Origin of the sequence: Mesorhizobium sp. M7A.F.Ca.US.006.01.1.1 (assembly GCF_003997935.1) — a bacterium.
Taxonomy (GTDB): Bacteria; Pseudomonadota; Alphaproteobacteria; order Rhizobiales; family Rhizobiaceae; genus Mesorhizobium.
Genome location: NZ_RZQL01000159.1, coordinates 1 through 16824, shown reverse-complemented (window position 1 = coordinate 16824; position 16824 = coordinate 1). Strand labels below are relative to the sequence as shown.

Below are 16824 nucleotides of genomic sequence, written 5' to 3'. Positions count from 1 at the left end.
ACAGGGATTGTTCGAGACATAGGCTGAGACGACATCGGCGGTCAGCTCGATGAGGACGTCGATGTTGTTGTCGGCTTCTTGTGTCATGAAACTCTCCGGATGGCTTGAAAGACAGTCGGCGAAGTGTCGCTACATAGTGGCGGTTGCCGCTGAAAGCAATAAAGCCCCGGCAGGACTGTCGCGATGCTCGTCCTGCACTGAGGTCAAGGGTGTCTTGCGTCGCATTGATCCGACCGCGGTTGGCCCATCCATGCTGGATGTAACATGAGGGAATGATCCTGAGCTGCAACGCTGCCAAACCTGTTCTCGGTCTCTTTCTATGCTGGAGATCGGAAGCGATCATTCGAAGAATTCTGGTCCGGCCGCTCGACAATGGCTCCCTGCGAGCAGAGCTGGCCACCTGTGAAGCAGCAGGATCGAACTCGCCGGTAGGACAGGTGTTCTCCTGTTCCTCTGCAACGATCTGGTCGAGACCGGAAACGATCGCTCCGATTGCTCCGAGCACCCCAGGCGCCAAGGCGCGTGCTCCGGGGAGGGGGCGGCGCCGAGCATCAGCAAGAGCCGGCTGGTGCGTTCAGGTTCGTCGTCGACGAGCGGCCGCCCCGAAAAGCAGCACGCGACATTAATGGAAGGGGGCAGGGATGACGCCCACGGCGCTTGGTGTGAAAGCATACGCACCGACCGCACCAGTGTTCACAACCGAAAAACCCGCCACTCTTGAGGGCAAGAGCGGCGGGCTTTTGGCAGAGTTACTCGAACTGAATACGCGTTCTCATCCACATTAGCCGCGGATAATTAAGGCTGCATTAAGATGCAAAATTTGGGCATCTAAATCGATGCGAGCGCAAGATACCGCGCGCCCGAACAGTTCCGGGCCCGAATTGTCGCCCTGTTCAGATAGATAAGCCATCAGCGGTCAGAAAATCTGTGCTTGACGCAACGTAAGGTCCCGTGTTTTTCGCCATGCATGGAGCGACTTCCAGTCTCGGTCCAGGCGACGAAAATGAGGGGCAGCGATGGTGGCTGGCGAACCAAACGACGTGCGCGTCAAGCGTTGCGGTGGGGGATGGGTGGTTCATCTTATGGAGGACGGCAAACTGACAGTTCATCGGTTCAAGACACAGTCGCCCGCCGAGAATTTCGCTGATGGCCAACGCGCCAGGCTCGGCCTTGCGAGCAGGCCACCAATTGACGAACACTGATGTCACATGCGCGGCGGGTGTTACGCCCCGGAGACCAGGGCGGGAATGGTCAAAGCTTCATCCGCCTCGTCAAGAATGGAGAAGGTGTAGCGGCCATCCGCGTCAAGATCGACGGAGTAGCTCAGGCGGTCGAGTATGTTGTTGTCCTGGTCGAACGTGACAATCCGCGGCTTCAGCGAAGTGATATGCGCTTCGTCCAGATAGATGGAGTTGCAGACAATGATCTGGTCGTCGGGCTGGCAGGTGCGGGCAGCCGCTCCGTTGAGAATACAGCATCGTGAGCCGCGCTCGCCGAGAATGACATAGGTCGAAATCCGCGCCCCGGAATTCTTGTTCCATATCTCCACGAATTCCATGGGCAGGATCCCGGCTGCTTCGCAGTGGTCAGGATCGAGCGTTATCGAACCATGGTAGTTGAGGTTCGCTTCGGTGACGTAGATGCCGTGCAGCTTGCCGGCGACTATTTTTCGCATTTTTCTTCTTCTTTCCTATCATCATGGGATGACTTGTCCGCCGTCCTCAGGGCGGCCCGGTCGCCCCGCTAAATTCCAACGACGAGCGCACCGCCGCTGAGACCCGCACCCGCTGCAGCCAGCAGGATTTTCTCGCCAGGCCGAAACGGCTCGGTCTGATGGGCCAGCGAAAGCGAGAGCGGGATCGTCGCGGCGGAAGAGTTGCCGTAGTCAACGATTGTCTTGACGATTGCTTGATCCGTTATTCCAAGGGTCCTCCCGACCGCATCGAAAATGCGGGCATTCGCCTGATGCGGCACGAACCGGTCGACATCCCGAGCTCGCACGCCGGCAGCGGCAAGCGCGCTTGTCGAGCAATCGGTCATCATATCGACAGCCTTGGCGAACACTTCGCGGCCATCGGTCATCGTCATGCGGGTCTGCGCGAGGTCGAGGCCACCATGGAACGGGATGTTGCTTCCACCCGCCGGAATCTGGATCAGCCCGTAGCGCGAGCCGTCCGAATCCACTGAGGCACCGAGGATGCCCCGATCAATGTCCTCGCACGGACCAATCACCAGGGCGCCGGCGGCGTCGGCGAAAAGGACTGAGCTCGCGCGCTCGGCCGAATTGATGCGACGGCTGAGGATGTTGGCCGCGATGACAAGGCTCGCTTTGCCGTGCAGACGGGTGAACCCGTCGGCGAACATCAGCGCATAGATGAAGCCGGCGCAGGCGCCGGTCAGATCGACCGCGCCTGCGCGACCAAGGCCGAGTTTGTGCGCGACCAGGGGTGCACTGGGTGGCAGAAGGTGATCGGGTGTTGAGGTGGCAAGCAACAGCAGCCCGATGTCGCTGCGTTCAATACCGGCGTTCGCCAGCGCCATGTCGCCAGCCTGCGTCGCGAGACCAGACAGCGTGTCTTCGTCCGTTGCCCAGAAGCGCGAACGAATTCCGGTGCGCCGTTCGATCCAGCCGGGTTCGAGCCCGAGATCGTTCTCGATCTCGGCATTCGCCACCTTGCGCGACGGCACATGATGGCCAAAGCCGAGAATGCGCGCCGATCTGCTCATGGCTTCGAACCGAAGCGCTCGCCGGCCTCCTCGATCGCATCATAGACGCCGCAGAGTTCCTCGCGGGTGATGCAATAGGGCGGCAGAAGATAGAGGACATTGCCGAGCGGGCGCACAAGCAGGCCCCGCTCAAGGAAGAACGCGCGCAGCTTCGGGCCGATTTCAGCGAGATAACCAGCGGAACCGGTTCGGAGGTCGAGCGCCACGATCGTTCCCGTCGCGCGGCAGTCGGCAAGATATGGATTGTCCCGAAAGCGTTGCAGCGCGGCGGCCTGCATCGCGCTCAAGGCCGCGACACGCTCGGCCACCGGCTCGTCCCGCCAGATCTCGACATTGGCAAGTGCCGCCGCGCAGGCCATCGGATTGGCGGTGTAGGAGCTCGAGTGGAAGAACGTCTTCTTGCGGTCCGTCGAATAATGAGCCTGGAAGATGGCATCGGTGGCGAGAGTGGCCGCAAGCGGGATCACGCCGCCGGTCAGGCCCTTCGAGGTGCACAGGATGTCTGGAGAGATCGATGCCTGCTCGCAGGCGAACATGGTTCCGGTGCGCCCCCAGCCGGTCATTACTTCGTCGGCGATCAGCAGCGTGCCGGAGGTTTCTGCGATCTTCTTCAATTCGGTGAGAACCCACGGTGGGTACATCAGCATGCCGCCGGCGCCCAGCACCAGCGGCTCGACGATCAGGGCGGCGGTGCGCCGGTCGCGGGAGACTGCTTCAAACCGATCCAGCGTTTCCTGCTCGCGCCCGGCGGCCGGAAAGGGGATGGTGTCGACCTCGAACAGCAGGGGTTCGTAGGCGGCGTTGAATACACCGCGGGCGCCAACGCTCATCGTGCCGATCGTGTCGCCATGATAGCTCTGCTCCATGACGACTGTGCGCGAGCGCGGCGCGCCGATGTTGCGGAAATAGCCGAGCGCCATTTTTAACGCGACTTCGACTGAGGTCGAACCGCTGTCGGAATAGAACACCCAGTCGAGACCGGCGGGAGCGAGGCCGACAAGTGCGTTGGCGAGGCGCTCGGCCGGCTCGTGCGTGAAGCCGGCGAAGATGATCTGGTCGAGGCTCGATGCGGTCGTCTCGATGGCCTTCATGATGCGGGGATGACGGTGGCCATGGGTGACGACCCACCAGGAGGAAATCGCGTCCAGGATGCGGGAGCCGTCAGCCTTGTGGAGATAGGCGCCCTCGGTCAGGACGATTTCCGGGATCGCCGGCTCGAGTGCGTGCTGGGTGAAGGGATGCCAGACATGCGACATCAGTGATATCCCGTGCACGAGGCGAAGGCAAATCCGGCAATCATTGCGTCCCGCAGCGTCTTGTCCGTCAGCGGGTCGAGATAGGGCAGCCTGCCGAGCTGCGGCACACCGCCCATTTCCACGATGGTCCGTTGCGTATCGGCCATCTCATCGCCGATAAAGGCGATGCCGGCCAGCGGGATGGAGCGGGCGCGCAGCGCCTCGATCGACAGTAGGGTGTGGTTGATGGTGCCGAGCGTGGTACGGGCGCACAAAATGACCGGCAGCCGCCACTCAGCAAAGATGTCGATGAACCTTGTGCGCCGGTTGAGCGGCACCATCAGCCCGCCCGCGCCCTCGATGACCAGCGGCGTCGGCAGGACGGGAAAAGTAAGATCGGCAGCTTTGATCGCGACGCCGTCGATCTCGGCCGAACGATGCGGCGACAGCGGGCTCTTCAAGCGGTAGGCTTCCGGCAGCACGCGCTCCGGGGGCAAGCCGGCAAGCCGCGCGACCACTTCGCTGTCGGTCTCGCCGTCGAGACCCGATTGCACCGGCTTCCAGTAGAAACCGTCGAGCAGGCCGGCAAGCCCGGCGGCAAACACGGTCTTGCCAACTCCGGTGTCGGTTCCGCTGATGACGATGCGTTGGGTCATGCCACCTCGGTCATGTTTGGGCCAACACTTCGACCAGCGCCTCGACCATCCCGGAAATGTCGGCTTCGTCGACATTGAGCGTCAGCGAAATGCGCAGGCGCGAAGTGCCTTCGGGCACGGTCGGCGGACGAATGCCGCGTATGTCGAAGCCGCGCGCCTGCAGTTCCGCCGCCACAGTCATGGTGCGCCCGACATCGCCGATGACGAATGGCTGGATCTGCGACCCGCTGGGTGCCACGCCGCAGCGCTCGGCCAATTGACGGCCGGCGGCGGCAACGCGCTCCTGCAACTGGACACGGCGTTGGGGCTCATCGGACAGCATCGCAAGCGCCTCGCGCACTGCCACCGCCATCAGCGGCGATGGCGCGGTGGCGTAGATGAACGGCCGACATTGGTTGACGAGATAGTCGCACAACGTACGCGGTCCGGTGACCAGCGCGCCAGATGCGCCAAGCGCCTTACCGCATGTGTGGAGCGCTACGATGTTGTCGCGGCCTTCGAACGCGGCTGCAAGGCCGCGTCCGTCAGGTCCCCAGACGCCGCTGGCGTGCGCCTCGTCGACGACGATGAATGCCTCGTGCCGATCGGCAAGCGCGACAAGGCTTTCTAGCGGCGCGCGGTCGCCATCCATGCTGTAGAGGCTCTCGACGCCGATCCAGACGCGCCCTATGCCGCCTTCGGCGCGCCAGCGCGTGATTGCATCCTCGACAGCATCGACGTCGTTATGCGCGGCGAGTTTGGACTCGGCGCGTCCTGCCCGCGCGCCCTCATGCATGCTGGCATGGGCGAGTTCGTCGAGGACCAAAAGGTCGCCCTTCTGCGGCAGCGCGGTCAGGAGAGCGAAGTTGGCGATGTAGCCGCTGCCGAAGAACAGTGCGCGCTCAGCTCCGAAGAACGCCGCGGCGTCCGCCTCCAGTTGCTCGTGTTCCGGCGCATTGCCGCGCAACAGCCGCGATCCGGTGGCGCCGACCGGCGTGCCCCGCGCGATCGCCGCCGCAACCGCATCGCCAAGCCTTTTGGACGCGGCAAGCCCGAGATAGTCGTTCGACGAGAAGTCGAGACCGGTGCGCGGCGATAGCGTCCGCAGCCGGTCCTTGCGCGCCAGCCCCTGCAAGGTCGCCTCGTAGCGGGCAAGCGGTGCCCCGCTCATTGCGCCTCGCGTTCCATCGGCTCGATGCCGAGGCGCCGAAAGAGCAGAAGATCCTTGTCCTCGCCGGGATTGTCCGCTGTCAGCAGCGTATCGCCGACAAAGATCGAATTGGCGCCGGCAAAGAAGCACAGCGCCTGCATCTCGTCGGTCATGGCGGTGCGGCCGGCGGAAAGACGGACATGCGATTTCGGCATCATGATGCGTGCCAGCGCGATCACGCGCACGAATTCGATCGGCTCGATCGGCCTGGCGTCGGCAAGCGGGGTGCCGGCGATCGGGATCAGCATGTTGATCGGAACGCTTTGCGGATGCTCCGGCAGATTGGCCAGCGTCACCAGCATGTCGATCCGGTCCACCGGCTCTTCGCCCATGCCGACAATACCGCCGCAGCAGACCTTGATGCCGGATTGGCGGACGAGCTCGAGTGTCTCCAGCCGGTCGGCAAAGTTGCGTGTGCTGATGATCTCGCTGTAGTAGCGTTCCGACGTATCGATGTTGTGGTTGTAGTAGTCGAGGCCTGCCTGCCTCAGACGAGCGGCCTGCTCAAGATCGAGCATGCCGAGGGTCATGCAGGTCTCCATGCCCAGCGCCTTGACGCCCTCGACCATCGCCACCACCGCATCCATGTCGCGCGGCTTGGGGTTTCGCCAGGCGGCTCCCATGCAATAGCGGGTGGCGCCGGCATCACGCGCCTTGGTCGCCTCGGCGATGACGCGCCTGACTTCCATCAACTTCGACGCCTTCAACCCGCTTTCGTGATGCGCCGACTGGCTGCAATAGCCGCAATCCTCCGGACAGCCGCCTGTCTTGATGCTGAGAAGCCGGCTGAGCTGGACCTTGTTGGGATCGAAATTCTCACGGTGCACGGTTTGCGCGAGGAAGAGAAGATTGTTGAAGGGCGCGTCGTGTAGCGCCCGAGCCTTCTCCGGGGTCCACATCCCGGCGTCAGGGGCTGAAGCCTGTGGCAATGTCTTCATCGAACTGGTTGCGTGCATGTCCATCCTGTTCCCTCCGTCCTGGTTGTGCCGCGGCCTTCTTGTGCGCTTGACGGCGATCGAAACGGTCACCGACCTGCGCCCTTCGGTTCGTCGCGCGATCATGAACTCCGATAGTCGAGGCCGATATCCAGGATCGGCGCGCTGTGAGTCAGTCGACCGATGGAAATCAGATCAACGCCGGTCGCGGCAATCGCACGCGCTGTATCGGATGTGATCGTGCCGGAAGCCTCCGTGATCGCCCGACCGCCAACGATTGCGACGGCACGACGCAGATGCTCGAGTGACATGTTGTCGAGAAGGACCGCATCGGGAGCGAAACCAAGGACCTCCTCCAACTGGGCTAGGGTATCGACCTCGACTTCGATCTTGACCAGATGGCCGGCGCTGTTTCGTGCCCGCTCTATCGCCGAGCGAATACCGCCGGCGATGGCGATGTGGTTGTCCTTGATCAGGATGGCGTCGTCGAGGCCGAAGCGGTGATTGGAGCCACCACCGGCGCGCACGGCGTATTTTTCGACCGCCCGCAAGCCGGGCGTCGTCTTGCGGGTGCAGACGATCTTCGCATCGTGCCAACGAACCGCGGCGACGATCGATGCCGTTGCGGTAGCGACACCGCTCAGATGGCACAGAAAATTGAGCGCAGTCCGTTCGGCGGTGAGAATGGCCCGGGCCGGGCCAATCACCGATGCGATGACCTCTCCTTCCATGACATTACTGCCGTCTGGCCGCGCCACCGAGATTTCGACGTCCGGATCGATCAGGCGGAAGGCGAGCATGGCTAGATCGAGCCCGGCGACGACGCCGGCCTGGCGCGCCGCAAGCACGGTCGTCGCGTGGTGATACTTCGCTATGATGGCGTCAGTGGTGATGTCACCGGCTCTGCCAAGGTCCTCGAGAAGGGCTGCCCTTACCAGCGCCTCGAACATGATTGCGGGAAGCGGGCGGAGGTTCATCACGTGGCCCTTTCCAGCGCTGGGGATTGTGCCAGTTCCCGCGCTGCGCCCAAGGCGGCTTCGAGGGTGATTTCGGACCGTCTGGCCTCAGGTGCCGGATCAGGAAAGTCCGTCCGGTAGTGAGCGCCACGGCTTTCCTCGCGCGACAAAGCGGCAATCGCGATCATCAGCGCAACAGCCGCCGGATCCGATGCCGCGTCTTTGCTTTCGGCGAGCGGCAGCAAGGCACGTATGACTGCTTTCAAACCTTCACCATCCCGGACGATGCCGAGTGCGCACGACAGGAAAGGACGCACGGGTATCGGATCGGGCGCTGGGTAATCGCCTCCAAACGCAGGCTTTGTTCTGCGAGCAGGGGTTGCGGCGACGCTTTCGGCGACCCAGCGCGCGCACACGACGGCTTCGGTCAGGGAATTGCTGGCGAGCCTGTTGGCGCCATGCAGTCCGGTCGAGGCGACTTCGCCGCAGGCCCATAGCCCCTTTACAGAGGTGCGGCCGGACCCGTCCACCGCCACTCCACCCATGTGGTAATGTTGGGCCGGACGAATGGGAATGAGATCGCGCGCCGGATTGATACCGGCTCCACGACAGGCAGATGCTATCGTCGGGAACTGTCGCGCAAATTCCGGGCCAGGCCGTTGCCGTGCGTCGAGAAAAACGCGGTGACCGTTCGCAAGGTGGTTCCACACGGCGCGCGCCAAGACATCGCGAGGCGCAAGTTCCGCCCCTTGCACGCGCTGGAGAAAGGACTGGCCGGTTTCGTCGATGAGGACAGCACCTTCGCCGCGGACAGCCTCGCTGATCAGCGTCATGGGACGGTCCGGTCCGTCGAGAGCGGTCGGGTGGAACTGTATGAACTCGAGGTCGGAAAGGACAGCTCCGGCGCGGGCCGCAAGTGCCAGGCCCTGTCCGCAACTGCCCGAAGGATTGGTGGTGTCGAGAAACAAACCCCCGATCCCACCGGTGCCGAGCACGACCCGCCGAGAGCCGAGGAAGACAGGTCCTATCGAACAGCTCGCCCAGACGCCTCGGATCGTATTGTCCTTCACCGCCAGCCGGCGCGCTTCCACGCCCTCGACAACTACAATCGACGGAGTGGAACGCACAGCCGCGATAAGGGCACGCATGATCTCACGCCCGCTGCCGTCACCATGCGCGTGAATGATGCGACGTCGGCTGTGCGCGGCCTCCAATCCGAGATGCAGAGACCCGTTTGGCGTGCGGTCGAAGGGGACCCCAAAGCGCGCAAGTCCCTCGATCGCATCGGGCGCGGCCTGGAGGATGCGGCATGCCATGTCCCTGTCGCAGAGCCCGTCCCCGGCGGCGAGCGTATCGGCCAGGTGCAGCGCCGGGTCATCGTCATTACCGAGGCTCGCGGCCAGACCGCCCTGTGCCCAGGTGCTCGACGTGTCAGCTCCGAGTAGCGTCCTGGACAGAAGAAGCACCGGCTCAGGCGCCAGATGAAGCGCGGTCATCAGCCCGGCAATGCCGCCGCCAATGATAATGGGCCGCCCGAAGAAGCTGCGGACATCGGCGCTCAAATTGCCAGCATCCGCTCGACCGCACGCCGCGCGCGCTGGGCGATCCCGGGTGCGATGGTTACGACATGGCGGTTTTGTTCCAGAGCCTCGCGGATGTTGGCGAGCGTGATGCGCTTCATGTGCGGGCACAAATTGCAGGGCCGGATGAACTCGAGCTCCGGATGATGGAGCGCGACATTGTCGCTCATCGAACATTCCGTCAGCAGCACGACGCGAGGCGGTTTTTGTCGTTCGACATAGTCGGACATGGCAGCGGTCGACCCGGAAAAATCGGCTTCAGTCACCACGTCTGGCGGGCATTCGGGATGCGCCAGCACGATCACACCAGGATGGCTTTCGCGCAACTCCCTGATATCGGCCGGCGTGAAACGTTCATGCACCTCGCAATGCCCCTTCCAGGCGATGATCTCAACGTCGGTCTGGGCGGCGATGTTTTGGGCCAGATACTCGTCCGGCAGCATGATCACCCGAGGGACACCAAGGGACTCGACCACGGCTTTTGCATTGCCGGAGGTACAGCAGATGTCGGACTCGGCTTTGACCTCGGCCGACGTGTTGACATAGGTGACGACAGGCACGCCCGGATAACGTTTCCGCAGCACACGAATGTCCTCGGCCGTGATGGAGTCGGCCAGCGAACAGCCTGCGCGCAGATCCGGAATGAGCACCGTCTTTTGCGGGTTGAGCAGCTTCGCCGTCTCGGCCATGAAATGCACGCCGGCAAGCACGATCACATCCGCTTCGACCGTCATCGCCTTGCGCGCAAGCGCCAGGCTGTCGCCGACGATATCCGCGACACAGTGGAAAATCTCCGGCGTCTGGTAGTTGTGGGCCAGGATGACGGCGTTTCGCTGCCGCTTCAGATCGAGAATGGCCTCGATGTCCTCGGCAAAGACCGGCCATTCGATTGGGGGGACAAAGTGGCGAACGCGGTCGTACAGCGACGCGCCTGAAGGCAGGATGGCGCTCATCGAGCCTCCAGTTATAGTCTACAAGAATATAAGACCTATATATCCGTTGTGACTATAAGGGATGTCAAGCCCTCGTAAGCGGCAATTTTGTCCCAGCCACCGGCCTCTCATCGAGAATGTCGTGGCGAAAGCGGTAGAGCTGCGCCGGCCGGCCGCCGGTTTCGGTGGTCGTGTCCCCGGTTTTCTCCACCAGCTCTTGTTGCTCTATGAGACGGCGAAAGTTTGGTTTGTTGATAAGCCTGCCGGAGAGCGCTTCCACGGTTCGCTGCAGCTGCAAAAGCGTAAAGAGCGGCGGCATGAGCTCGAACACGACGGGCCGGTATTTGATCTTGGAGCGCAGCCGCGCAATAGCCGTTGCCAGGATGCGGCGGTGATCGGCGATCATCGATTTGCCCGCTACAGGAGTAGGTGCGGCTGAAGGTCTACCGCGTATCGCTTCCTCCACAAGCGCCGCCTCGTAGAGAAGCTCATAACGCTGCAGCGCGAACTCTTCGTTCCATAACCGGTTGTCGAAGCCGAAGGCAATAGCCGTGCGCCGCCGGCGATCGAGCCGGATGGCGGTGTCGTCAGCGCTATCCGCCCATTCCCTCAGGAGTGGCCGAAGATATTCCAGCACCGCCGGCGCACCGGAGCGGTGATCCTCCCATGGAAAGTAGTCGTACCAGCTTGCCCAGGATCGCTTGGCCGCGGCGCCCACATCTTCGATCTGCGTAAGCGCGAGATAGCTGATCGAGATTATGCGCTCCTCCGCGCCAATCCGGTCGCGATCGGCGAAAGTGTAGAGCTGTTCGATATAGCCGAGCGGGTGGCCGGTCTGTTGTTCGACCCATCCCCTGAGGCCCGACTGCAGCGAACGGTGGGCGAGTTCGAACGGGCCTGACGGTAGGGCGTTTGCCTGCGAGATGGTGAGAACGCAGGGGACGCTGTTGTTCACGGCGACGACGACGGCGATCAGGTCCGCCTTGACGTTATTGCCCTTGCCTCCAGGTTTGCGTTGCCTGGTCGGCTTTTCCTGATGGTCCATGGTCCCTGATCTGGCTGGGCTGAGTTCCGCTGCGGCAGCAGCTGAACCGATTTAGATTGGTTCTCTACGATAATTGTCGGTGCGTCAACATCGCGCCCATGGGCAATTTTAGCTCTTCGCCTGCACAAAAATGTGTCAAACGCGACATCCGCGGAGGGTAGCGTATGGGAAGGAGCCATGTATTGAGCTCAGCTGCCGTAAGCGGTGAACACTTTCGGGAAAATACAACCGCGTGTAGGGCGGGGCGATGCCGAGCGCACCGGCGCGACGCGCTTGCGGTTACCGAACCAGGCGCCTCCGCGGTGGTGCGGGAACCAAGCTTCGAGCGCTGGTCTTGCTGTTGACAGAAATCGCGCCGGTGCAGAAGACGGGTCTGGCGACGAAGCTCGGTGACCATGCGCTATCTCGAGCGCCGCCCAAATTCCGCTGGCTAAGTAGGAGTGTGATGTCATGAATATTGCGGTTATGGGTGCGGGCGCTGTCGGTTGCTACTATGGCGCCATGCTGGCGCGTGCGGGACATTCGGTGGTCCTGATCGGGCGGGCCCAACATGTCCATGCCGTGAATGATCGCGGCCTCTTAATCGAGGCCCTAACCTTTCACGAACACGTGTCGATACAGGCGACAACCGAACCGTCCGGCGTCGCTGGCGCTGACGTTGTGCTCTTTTGCACTAAATCCGCTGACACGGAGACAGCAGGCCAGGAGATATCATCTCACTTGATAGAAGACGTCATTGTTCTCAGTCTCCAGAACGGAGTGGACAATGTGGGGCGTCTGCAAGCGGTGGTTGGAAGGACGGTTGTTCCGGGAGTGGTGTACGTGGCAACCGAAATGGCCGGGCCGGGCCATGTCAGGCATCGTGGCGGCGGTGATCTTGTTATCGGCCCTTCCCCCAAAAGCACCGACATTGCGGCGAAGTTGATCGCTGCCGGTATTGCCACAACCGTATCGGAGAACGCCATCGGCGCTCTCTGGGGCAAACTGATCGTGAACTGCGCTTATAATGCCCTGTCCGCCGTTTCGCAGCTTCCCTATGGACGCCTTCTTGAAGTCGACGGGGTGATGGATGTGATGATGCAGGTAGTGGACGAGTGCTTGGCCGTGGCCAGCAGATCGGGCATCTCCGTTCCAGGTGATACCCTGCAAACTGTAGTCGCTCTCGCCGGTACAATGCCCGATCAGTATTCATCGACTGCCCAGGATGTAGCGCGCGGTAAAAAAAGCGAAATCGATTATCTCAATGGATTCATTGTCCGCAAGGGCGCGGCGCTTGGCATCCCGACACCATCGAACCGGGTGCTACACACCATGGTCAAGCTGGCTGAAGCCAAGGGCCCGCGGTGACGGTTGACGGAGATATTTGCGGGCTTTCCAAACTCGGCGGAAGCGGGCCAAACCTTTAATACGGCGGGATTGTCGGCTGCAGCGCATGGGCGCGACCATGCTGCTTGGACAGGTTGTCGCAGGAAAGCAGCTTAAAGGGAACCATCCCAGCTCTATGCCGAAGGATCCTGGGCTTGGCCGATTTGGCATGCGTAGCGTCTCGGTGCTGACGGCGATCTGGTGCCACTCAAGCAGCTTCTCGCTGGCAAGCGTCGGGCCGAAGTCTCGGTAGCGATCGCGCACCAGATCCAGTGTGCTGTTGCGAAAGTCCTCATCATGGCGCCGATTGCTCGGTTGTAGCCCGCGCGCGTCTCGGGCCTCGCCAGCTTGCCCGCGTCAAGGATGAAGCAAACGCGGTCCGCCATCTCGAGCTCCCACAAATTCGGGATCAGGCTGGTGTCCCGGCGCGCGTCGCGGAAATCCTCGCCAGAGCGATCCGCAATCAGGAGATGACGCTGCTCCGCCGCGCCGACCACATTCAGGTGGAAGAAGCCGACGCCTTCTTGGCGGCTGGTTCGATCCGTGACGGGAAGTGGCTCCCTAGATCGTTCGAGGGCGCGGTGGTGACGCCTGGCGAATGCTGTCAGCGTTTGGCTGGAGCGAAATTCGAATCCCGCGAACGGCCCTTTGCAAAAGGAGCTGTAGAGGGCGGCGATCAGGGTCGTCTTGCCGGCCTTGACATCACCGACGAGCGAAACGGTCGTTGTCTCCGCCGCCTTGCGCATCCGCCAGAGCTCTTCGCGATTGAGCGCTTCGCTGCGGTGGAGCCTGGGCTTTGGCTCGACCGCGATCACAGTCCTCTCAGCTTCGGCCTCGTCGTCACCATGGTCCAAGGCGACCTCATCGGCTTCGTACTCGTCGCACGATTCCACCGGATCGTTGCCAAGGACGCAGACGCCCGACGTCGCCACTTTGCAATCTAGCCTCCGGCAAGGTGAGCCGTCTGTCATCAGAACCAGCCGGACTTGATCAGCATGCGTTCGTAGAAGGCCTGGAATGCGATCTCGGACCTCGTCAAATCCGTTTCAATAGAAACTCCATTCCGTTTCTGGAAAACGGCCGGCAACGAGGCGGCGATCGAGTCGTCCTCGTAGAGACGCAGACCCGCGTTCAGGGGTGTGGTCGGGCTAAGAGGATCGCGATCTTAAAGCTATGTTTGATCGCCCGAAGGACGGGCGGGCGGCAACGTCGATCGGTCGTCGCGCGAGCGCCAGAGTGCGATGATGGCCAGCGCGACAAGCAGCACGAAGGCGATGACGAAACCGCTGGTGAAAAGGTCGGCGATCGACAGTCTGGCGACGGAGCCGAGAACGATCAGCACAATGCTCGGCGGCACGCGACCTGGCGAACTCATTCGACTACGTGGGGAAAATGAATTATTTCTTGAAATAGATATTTTTTAGCCGCTATTATGGAGCAAACGGAGGCTGGCACGATCCATGGTAGGCACATTCAATCCGCGGGCGATCCGACTTGGCTATGTCGCGCTCGGTGTCAAGGATCTGTCGCGGTCTCGCGACTACTATTGCGAGGTGCTAGGCCTAGCCCACGTGCTCGACCAGGACCCCGACGTCTATCTTTCGGTTGGGGCGGAGCACCACAACATCGTTCTGCGACAGTCAGACGAAAAGGCGCTTGTGCATCTTGGCTACGAGCTCAGCGACGGGGCCGACCTCGACGAATTCGAAAGAGACCTCCGGGCATTCGGCCTAAGCCCCGAACGCAAATCAGACAGCCAGCCAGGCATCGACCAGCTTGTCGAAGTCCTAGCCCCAGGTGGCAATCTGTTTCATTTCTACAAGGAAATGTGTGTCGGACCCGGTTACCGGCGAAGCGGCGTCGCGCCCGCGCGGCTTGGACATATCGCGGTCATAACACCCGAGGCGAAGAAGCTGCTCGCCTTCTACCAGAGATTTCTCGGCTTCCACTATACGGACGATATCGGTGGAATAGCCACGTTCATGACCTGCAATAGCGATCACCACGTCGTCAACATAGTCGATCTGCCGGAGTCACGAGTTCATCACATCGCTTTTGAACTTTCTGACAATTCGGATCATGCACGGGCGTGCGATACATTGACGTCGGTGGGGATGCCGACCCTTTGGGGGCCCGCGAGACACTATGCCGGCCACAATCTGGCAGCGTACCACTACGACCCTGACAGGGTGATGATCGAATTGTACACACAGATGGATGTCTACCTGCCGGCGCTCGGACGTTTCGAGGCGCGGCCGTGGCACCGACAGAATCCACTTCGACCACAAAGCTGGAAGAAGGAGCAGATGACTGCGTGGGAGACGGACTTCAACTTCGACCTGGTCACTGCCTGAAATTCAAGGCGCAGCAGGCGGCGGCGGTCACAGCGTACCTAGGCACAAGGGCTGCTGAGGTGTGCCAACGAGTGAGGAGATTAGATGACTGGATTGAGCTCGAGGGTGAAGTCGCCCTGGTGACCGGTGGAGCATCGGCATAGGCGAGGCCTGTGTTCGCACGTTTGCCGCAGGCGGTGGCAAGTGTGTCATACTGGATTTGGACCAGGGGCGCGGGGAAGAGCTTATAGGCCAGCTACCGAGCGGCTTAGCTATATTCATTAGGACGGATGTATCCGCCGAAGAGCAAGTTGCGGCGGCGGTCGATCGTGCAATCGGCGAGTTCGGACGAGCTGGCATTCTCGTAAACGTGGCTGGAATAAGCTCCGTCTTCGGACCGGCCCTTATCGAGAATATAGACATTGCTCTTTGGACCAAAATGATGTCGGTAAATCTTACCGGTACGTTCTTGATGACCAAATATACGATTCCTCTTATGAAGAGGCAGAGATACGGACGCATTGTCAACATTGCATCGACTGCTGTGCTTGGCGCCGGCTACAGAGGGCAGGCGCCATATTGTGCAAGCAAGGCTAGTGTCGTCGGGTTGATGCTGGCCGTAACACGTGAAGGCGGCCCATTTGGCATCAGGTGCAATGCCGTGGGGCCGGGGCCTACGAAGACTCCTTCTAGGACCCTGCTTGTGCAAAAGGAGAGGGAAATTGAAAGGACTGTGCCGGTCGGGTTCATTGCAGATGCAGTTGACGTCGCCAATCCTGTCGCATTCCTCAGCTCAAAGTTGGCCCGGTTCATCACCGGTCAGCTTCTCTTTGTGGATGGCGGAGTGTCCATTCCATGGAACATCGACCATATCGTCCCGGTCGCTGAGCAGGCTTAGAGGCCGTAGCTCGCAACTTCGGCGAAAGGTCTGGCCGGCTCTTTCTCGCTCGTGGCTTCTGGATAGCACGTTGAATCGGTTGGCCGGCCCTGGCGGCTGGTCGGTCGTCGGGCGGCCGGGAACATCACGGATCCAGGACTGCGCAACGCAAGGATACGATTGGAGACTCACGTCCTTTCTTCCGCGACAGGCGGCTCGTGACGGATGGCGTCGTTGTGTAAGACCGTCGAGCGGCTCACCTCATCCCCGAGCTCTCAAGGTGTCAGCGCTCGGCGCGTCCTATCCGTTCACGTCGCCCAACTGGCTCTGCTTGTTGGGCATCTGCGCACCTGTCGAATGACAGTCTCCTCCTCAAAGCCAATGTGTAGGATGGAAGCCTTCAGTGTCATATCCGACTGGCTGGTTGCCGAGGCGGGGCAGCGGCAGCCTTGAAGGCCAAGCCCGGAAGCATGTCGGTGCCGGCCATCTGTCGCTGCGGAAGAACGATTTGCCGACCATAATATTTTCTGGTTGAAAATACATTTTCCTTAAGTAATGTCCCGGTTTGGGGGATGACGGATGAGCGACGCTCACTCTTGGCCCCCTTTGTCATATCTAGAAACAAGTATAACGCCGACAGCGAAGTATAGGGAGGTAGCGATGAAGACGCGTTTTGCAACAGCGCCCGAATAACTCTGTTATTCGGCGCCAACGGGTATGCACAGAACGTCCCACCCTTCGAGCAGGTGGTCGAAGGGGCAAAGAAAGAGGGAAAGCTTACGAACTGGATCCTCGTTCCTTCGAAGCCGGAGACCCAAAAGGCCGTGATCGAAGCCTTCAACAAGCGCTTCGGGCTCAGCACCGAGTTGACATCGACGAATGTCGTCGTCTCCTCGTCGATCTATCTGATCTGGGAACAGCCCAATCAGCCGCAGGCCGCCTCGCTCTCGATGATGATGGTCGGCGCCTTGCTCGCGCTTGTTATTCCAATCCA

At 61.3% G+C, this 16824-nt stretch carries 14 protein-coding genes and 2 pseudogenes; 3 read left to right on the top strand and 13 right to left on the bottom strand.

Annotation, left to right across the window (positions count from 1 at the left end; all coding sequences use genetic code 11):
- Positions 1-1222: 1222 nt before the first annotated feature.
- The 10 genes from panD to EN943_RS24575 all read right to left on the bottom strand — a co-directional run bounded on the left by panD (position 1223) and on the right by EN943_RS24575 (position 11255).
- Positions 1223-1675 (bottom strand): aspartate 1-decarboxylase, encoded by a 453-nt coding sequence (gene panD / locus EN943_RS24620; RefSeq protein ID WP_127414992.1) that lies wholly within the window; start codon positions 1673-1675, stop codon positions 1223-1225.
- 68 nt (positions 1676-1743) lie between these two features.
- Positions 1744-2727 (bottom strand): beta-ketoacyl-ACP synthase III, encoded by a 984-nt coding sequence (locus tag EN943_RS24615; RefSeq protein WP_127414991.1) that lies wholly within the window; start codon positions 2725-2727, stop codon positions 1744-1746.
- Positions 2724-3983 carry an adenosylmethionine--8-amino-7-oxononanoate transaminase gene (locus EN943_RS24610; protein WP_127414990.1) on the bottom strand — a complete coding sequence of 420 codons (1260 nt, stop codon included), beginning with the start codon at positions 3981-3983 and terminating at the stop codon, positions 2724-2726. The genes EN943_RS24615 and EN943_RS24610 overlap by 4 nt, the downstream gene beginning before the upstream one ends.
- A complete protein-coding gene (bioD, locus tag EN943_RS24605) occupies positions 3983-4618 on the bottom strand; it encodes a dethiobiotin synthase (protein WP_127414989.1) in 636 nt (211 codons plus the stop codon). Before bioD ends, EN943_RS24610 begins: the two co-directional genes overlap by 1 nt.
- Positions 4619-4628: 10 nt before the next feature.
- Positions 4629-5768, bottom strand: a complete 1140-nt coding sequence (locus EN943_RS24600; RefSeq protein WP_127414988.1) for an 8-amino-7-oxononanoate synthase — start codon at positions 5766-5768, stop codon at positions 4629-4631.
- Positions 5765-6706 carry a biotin synthase BioB gene (gene bioB / locus EN943_RS24595; RefSeq protein WP_245475955.1) on the bottom strand — a complete coding sequence of 314 codons (942 nt, stop codon included), beginning with the start codon at positions 6704-6706 and terminating at the stop codon, positions 5765-5767. The genes EN943_RS24600 and bioB overlap by 4 nt, the downstream gene beginning before the upstream one ends.
- Before the next feature lie 158 nt (positions 6707-6864).
- Positions 6865-7719: a carboxylating nicotinate-nucleotide diphosphorylase gene (gene nadC, locus EN943_RS24590; RefSeq protein WP_127414994.1), complete on the bottom strand. Its 855-nt coding sequence runs from the start codon at positions 7717-7719 to the stop codon at positions 6865-6867.
- Positions 7719-9260: an L-aspartate oxidase gene (locus EN943_RS24585; RefSeq protein ID WP_127414987.1), complete on the bottom strand. Its 1542-nt coding sequence runs from the start codon at positions 9258-9260 to the stop codon at positions 7719-7721. The genes nadC and EN943_RS24585 overlap by 1 nt, the downstream gene beginning before the upstream one ends.
- The gene (gene nadA, locus EN943_RS24580; protein ID WP_127414986.1) at positions 9257-10231 is read right to left on the bottom strand and encodes a quinolinate synthase NadA; all 975 of its coding nucleotides are present in this window, start codon (positions 10229-10231) and stop codon (positions 9257-9259) included. Before nadA ends, EN943_RS24585 begins: the two co-directional genes overlap by 4 nt.
- Positions 10232-10295: 64 nt before the next feature.
- Positions 10296-11255, bottom strand: coding sequence for a hypothetical protein (locus tag EN943_RS24575; protein WP_127414985.1), 960 nt, complete (start codon positions 11253-11255; stop codon positions 10296-10298).
- A 450-nt stretch (positions 11256-11705) separates the two neighbouring features.
- On the opposite strand from EN943_RS24575, the gene EN943_RS24570 reads away from it, so the two are divergent.
- On the top strand, positions 11706-12602 hold the full coding sequence (locus EN943_RS24570; RefSeq protein ID WP_127414984.1) for a 2-dehydropantoate 2-reductase: 897 nt from the start codon (positions 11706-11708) through the stop codon (positions 12600-12602).
- A 189-nt stretch (positions 12603-12791) separates the two neighbouring features.
- On the opposite strand, the pseudogene EN943_RS38445 reads toward EN943_RS24570, so the two are convergent.
- The 3 genes and pseudogenes from EN943_RS38445 to EN943_RS24560 form a co-directional block, all read right to left on the bottom strand.
- Positions 12792-12938: pseudogene (locus EN943_RS38445) on the bottom strand (ISNCY family transposase); the annotation flags it as partial.
- A gap of 20 nt (positions 12939-12958) precedes the next feature.
- Positions 12959-13366: pseudogene (locus tag EN943_RS38440) on the bottom strand (hypothetical protein); the annotation flags it as partial.
- A gap of 425 nt (positions 13367-13791) precedes the next feature.
- A complete protein-coding gene (locus EN943_RS24560) occupies positions 13792-13995 on the bottom strand; it encodes a TRAP transporter large permease subunit (protein WP_127414983.1) in 204 nt (67 codons plus the stop codon).
- A gap of 85 nt (positions 13996-14080) precedes the next feature.
- On the opposite strand from EN943_RS24560, the gene EN943_RS24555 reads away from it, so the two are divergent.
- Positions 14081-14974 (top strand): VOC family protein, encoded by an 894-nt coding sequence (locus EN943_RS24555; RefSeq protein ID WP_127414982.1) that lies wholly within the window; start codon positions 14081-14083, stop codon positions 14972-14974.
- A 133-nt stretch (positions 14975-15107) separates the two neighbouring features.
- A complete protein-coding gene (locus EN943_RS24550; RefSeq protein ID WP_127414981.1) occupies positions 15108-15851 on the top strand; it encodes an SDR family NAD(P)-dependent oxidoreductase in 744 nt (247 codons plus the stop codon).
- Positions 15852-16824 lie beyond the last annotated feature (973 nt).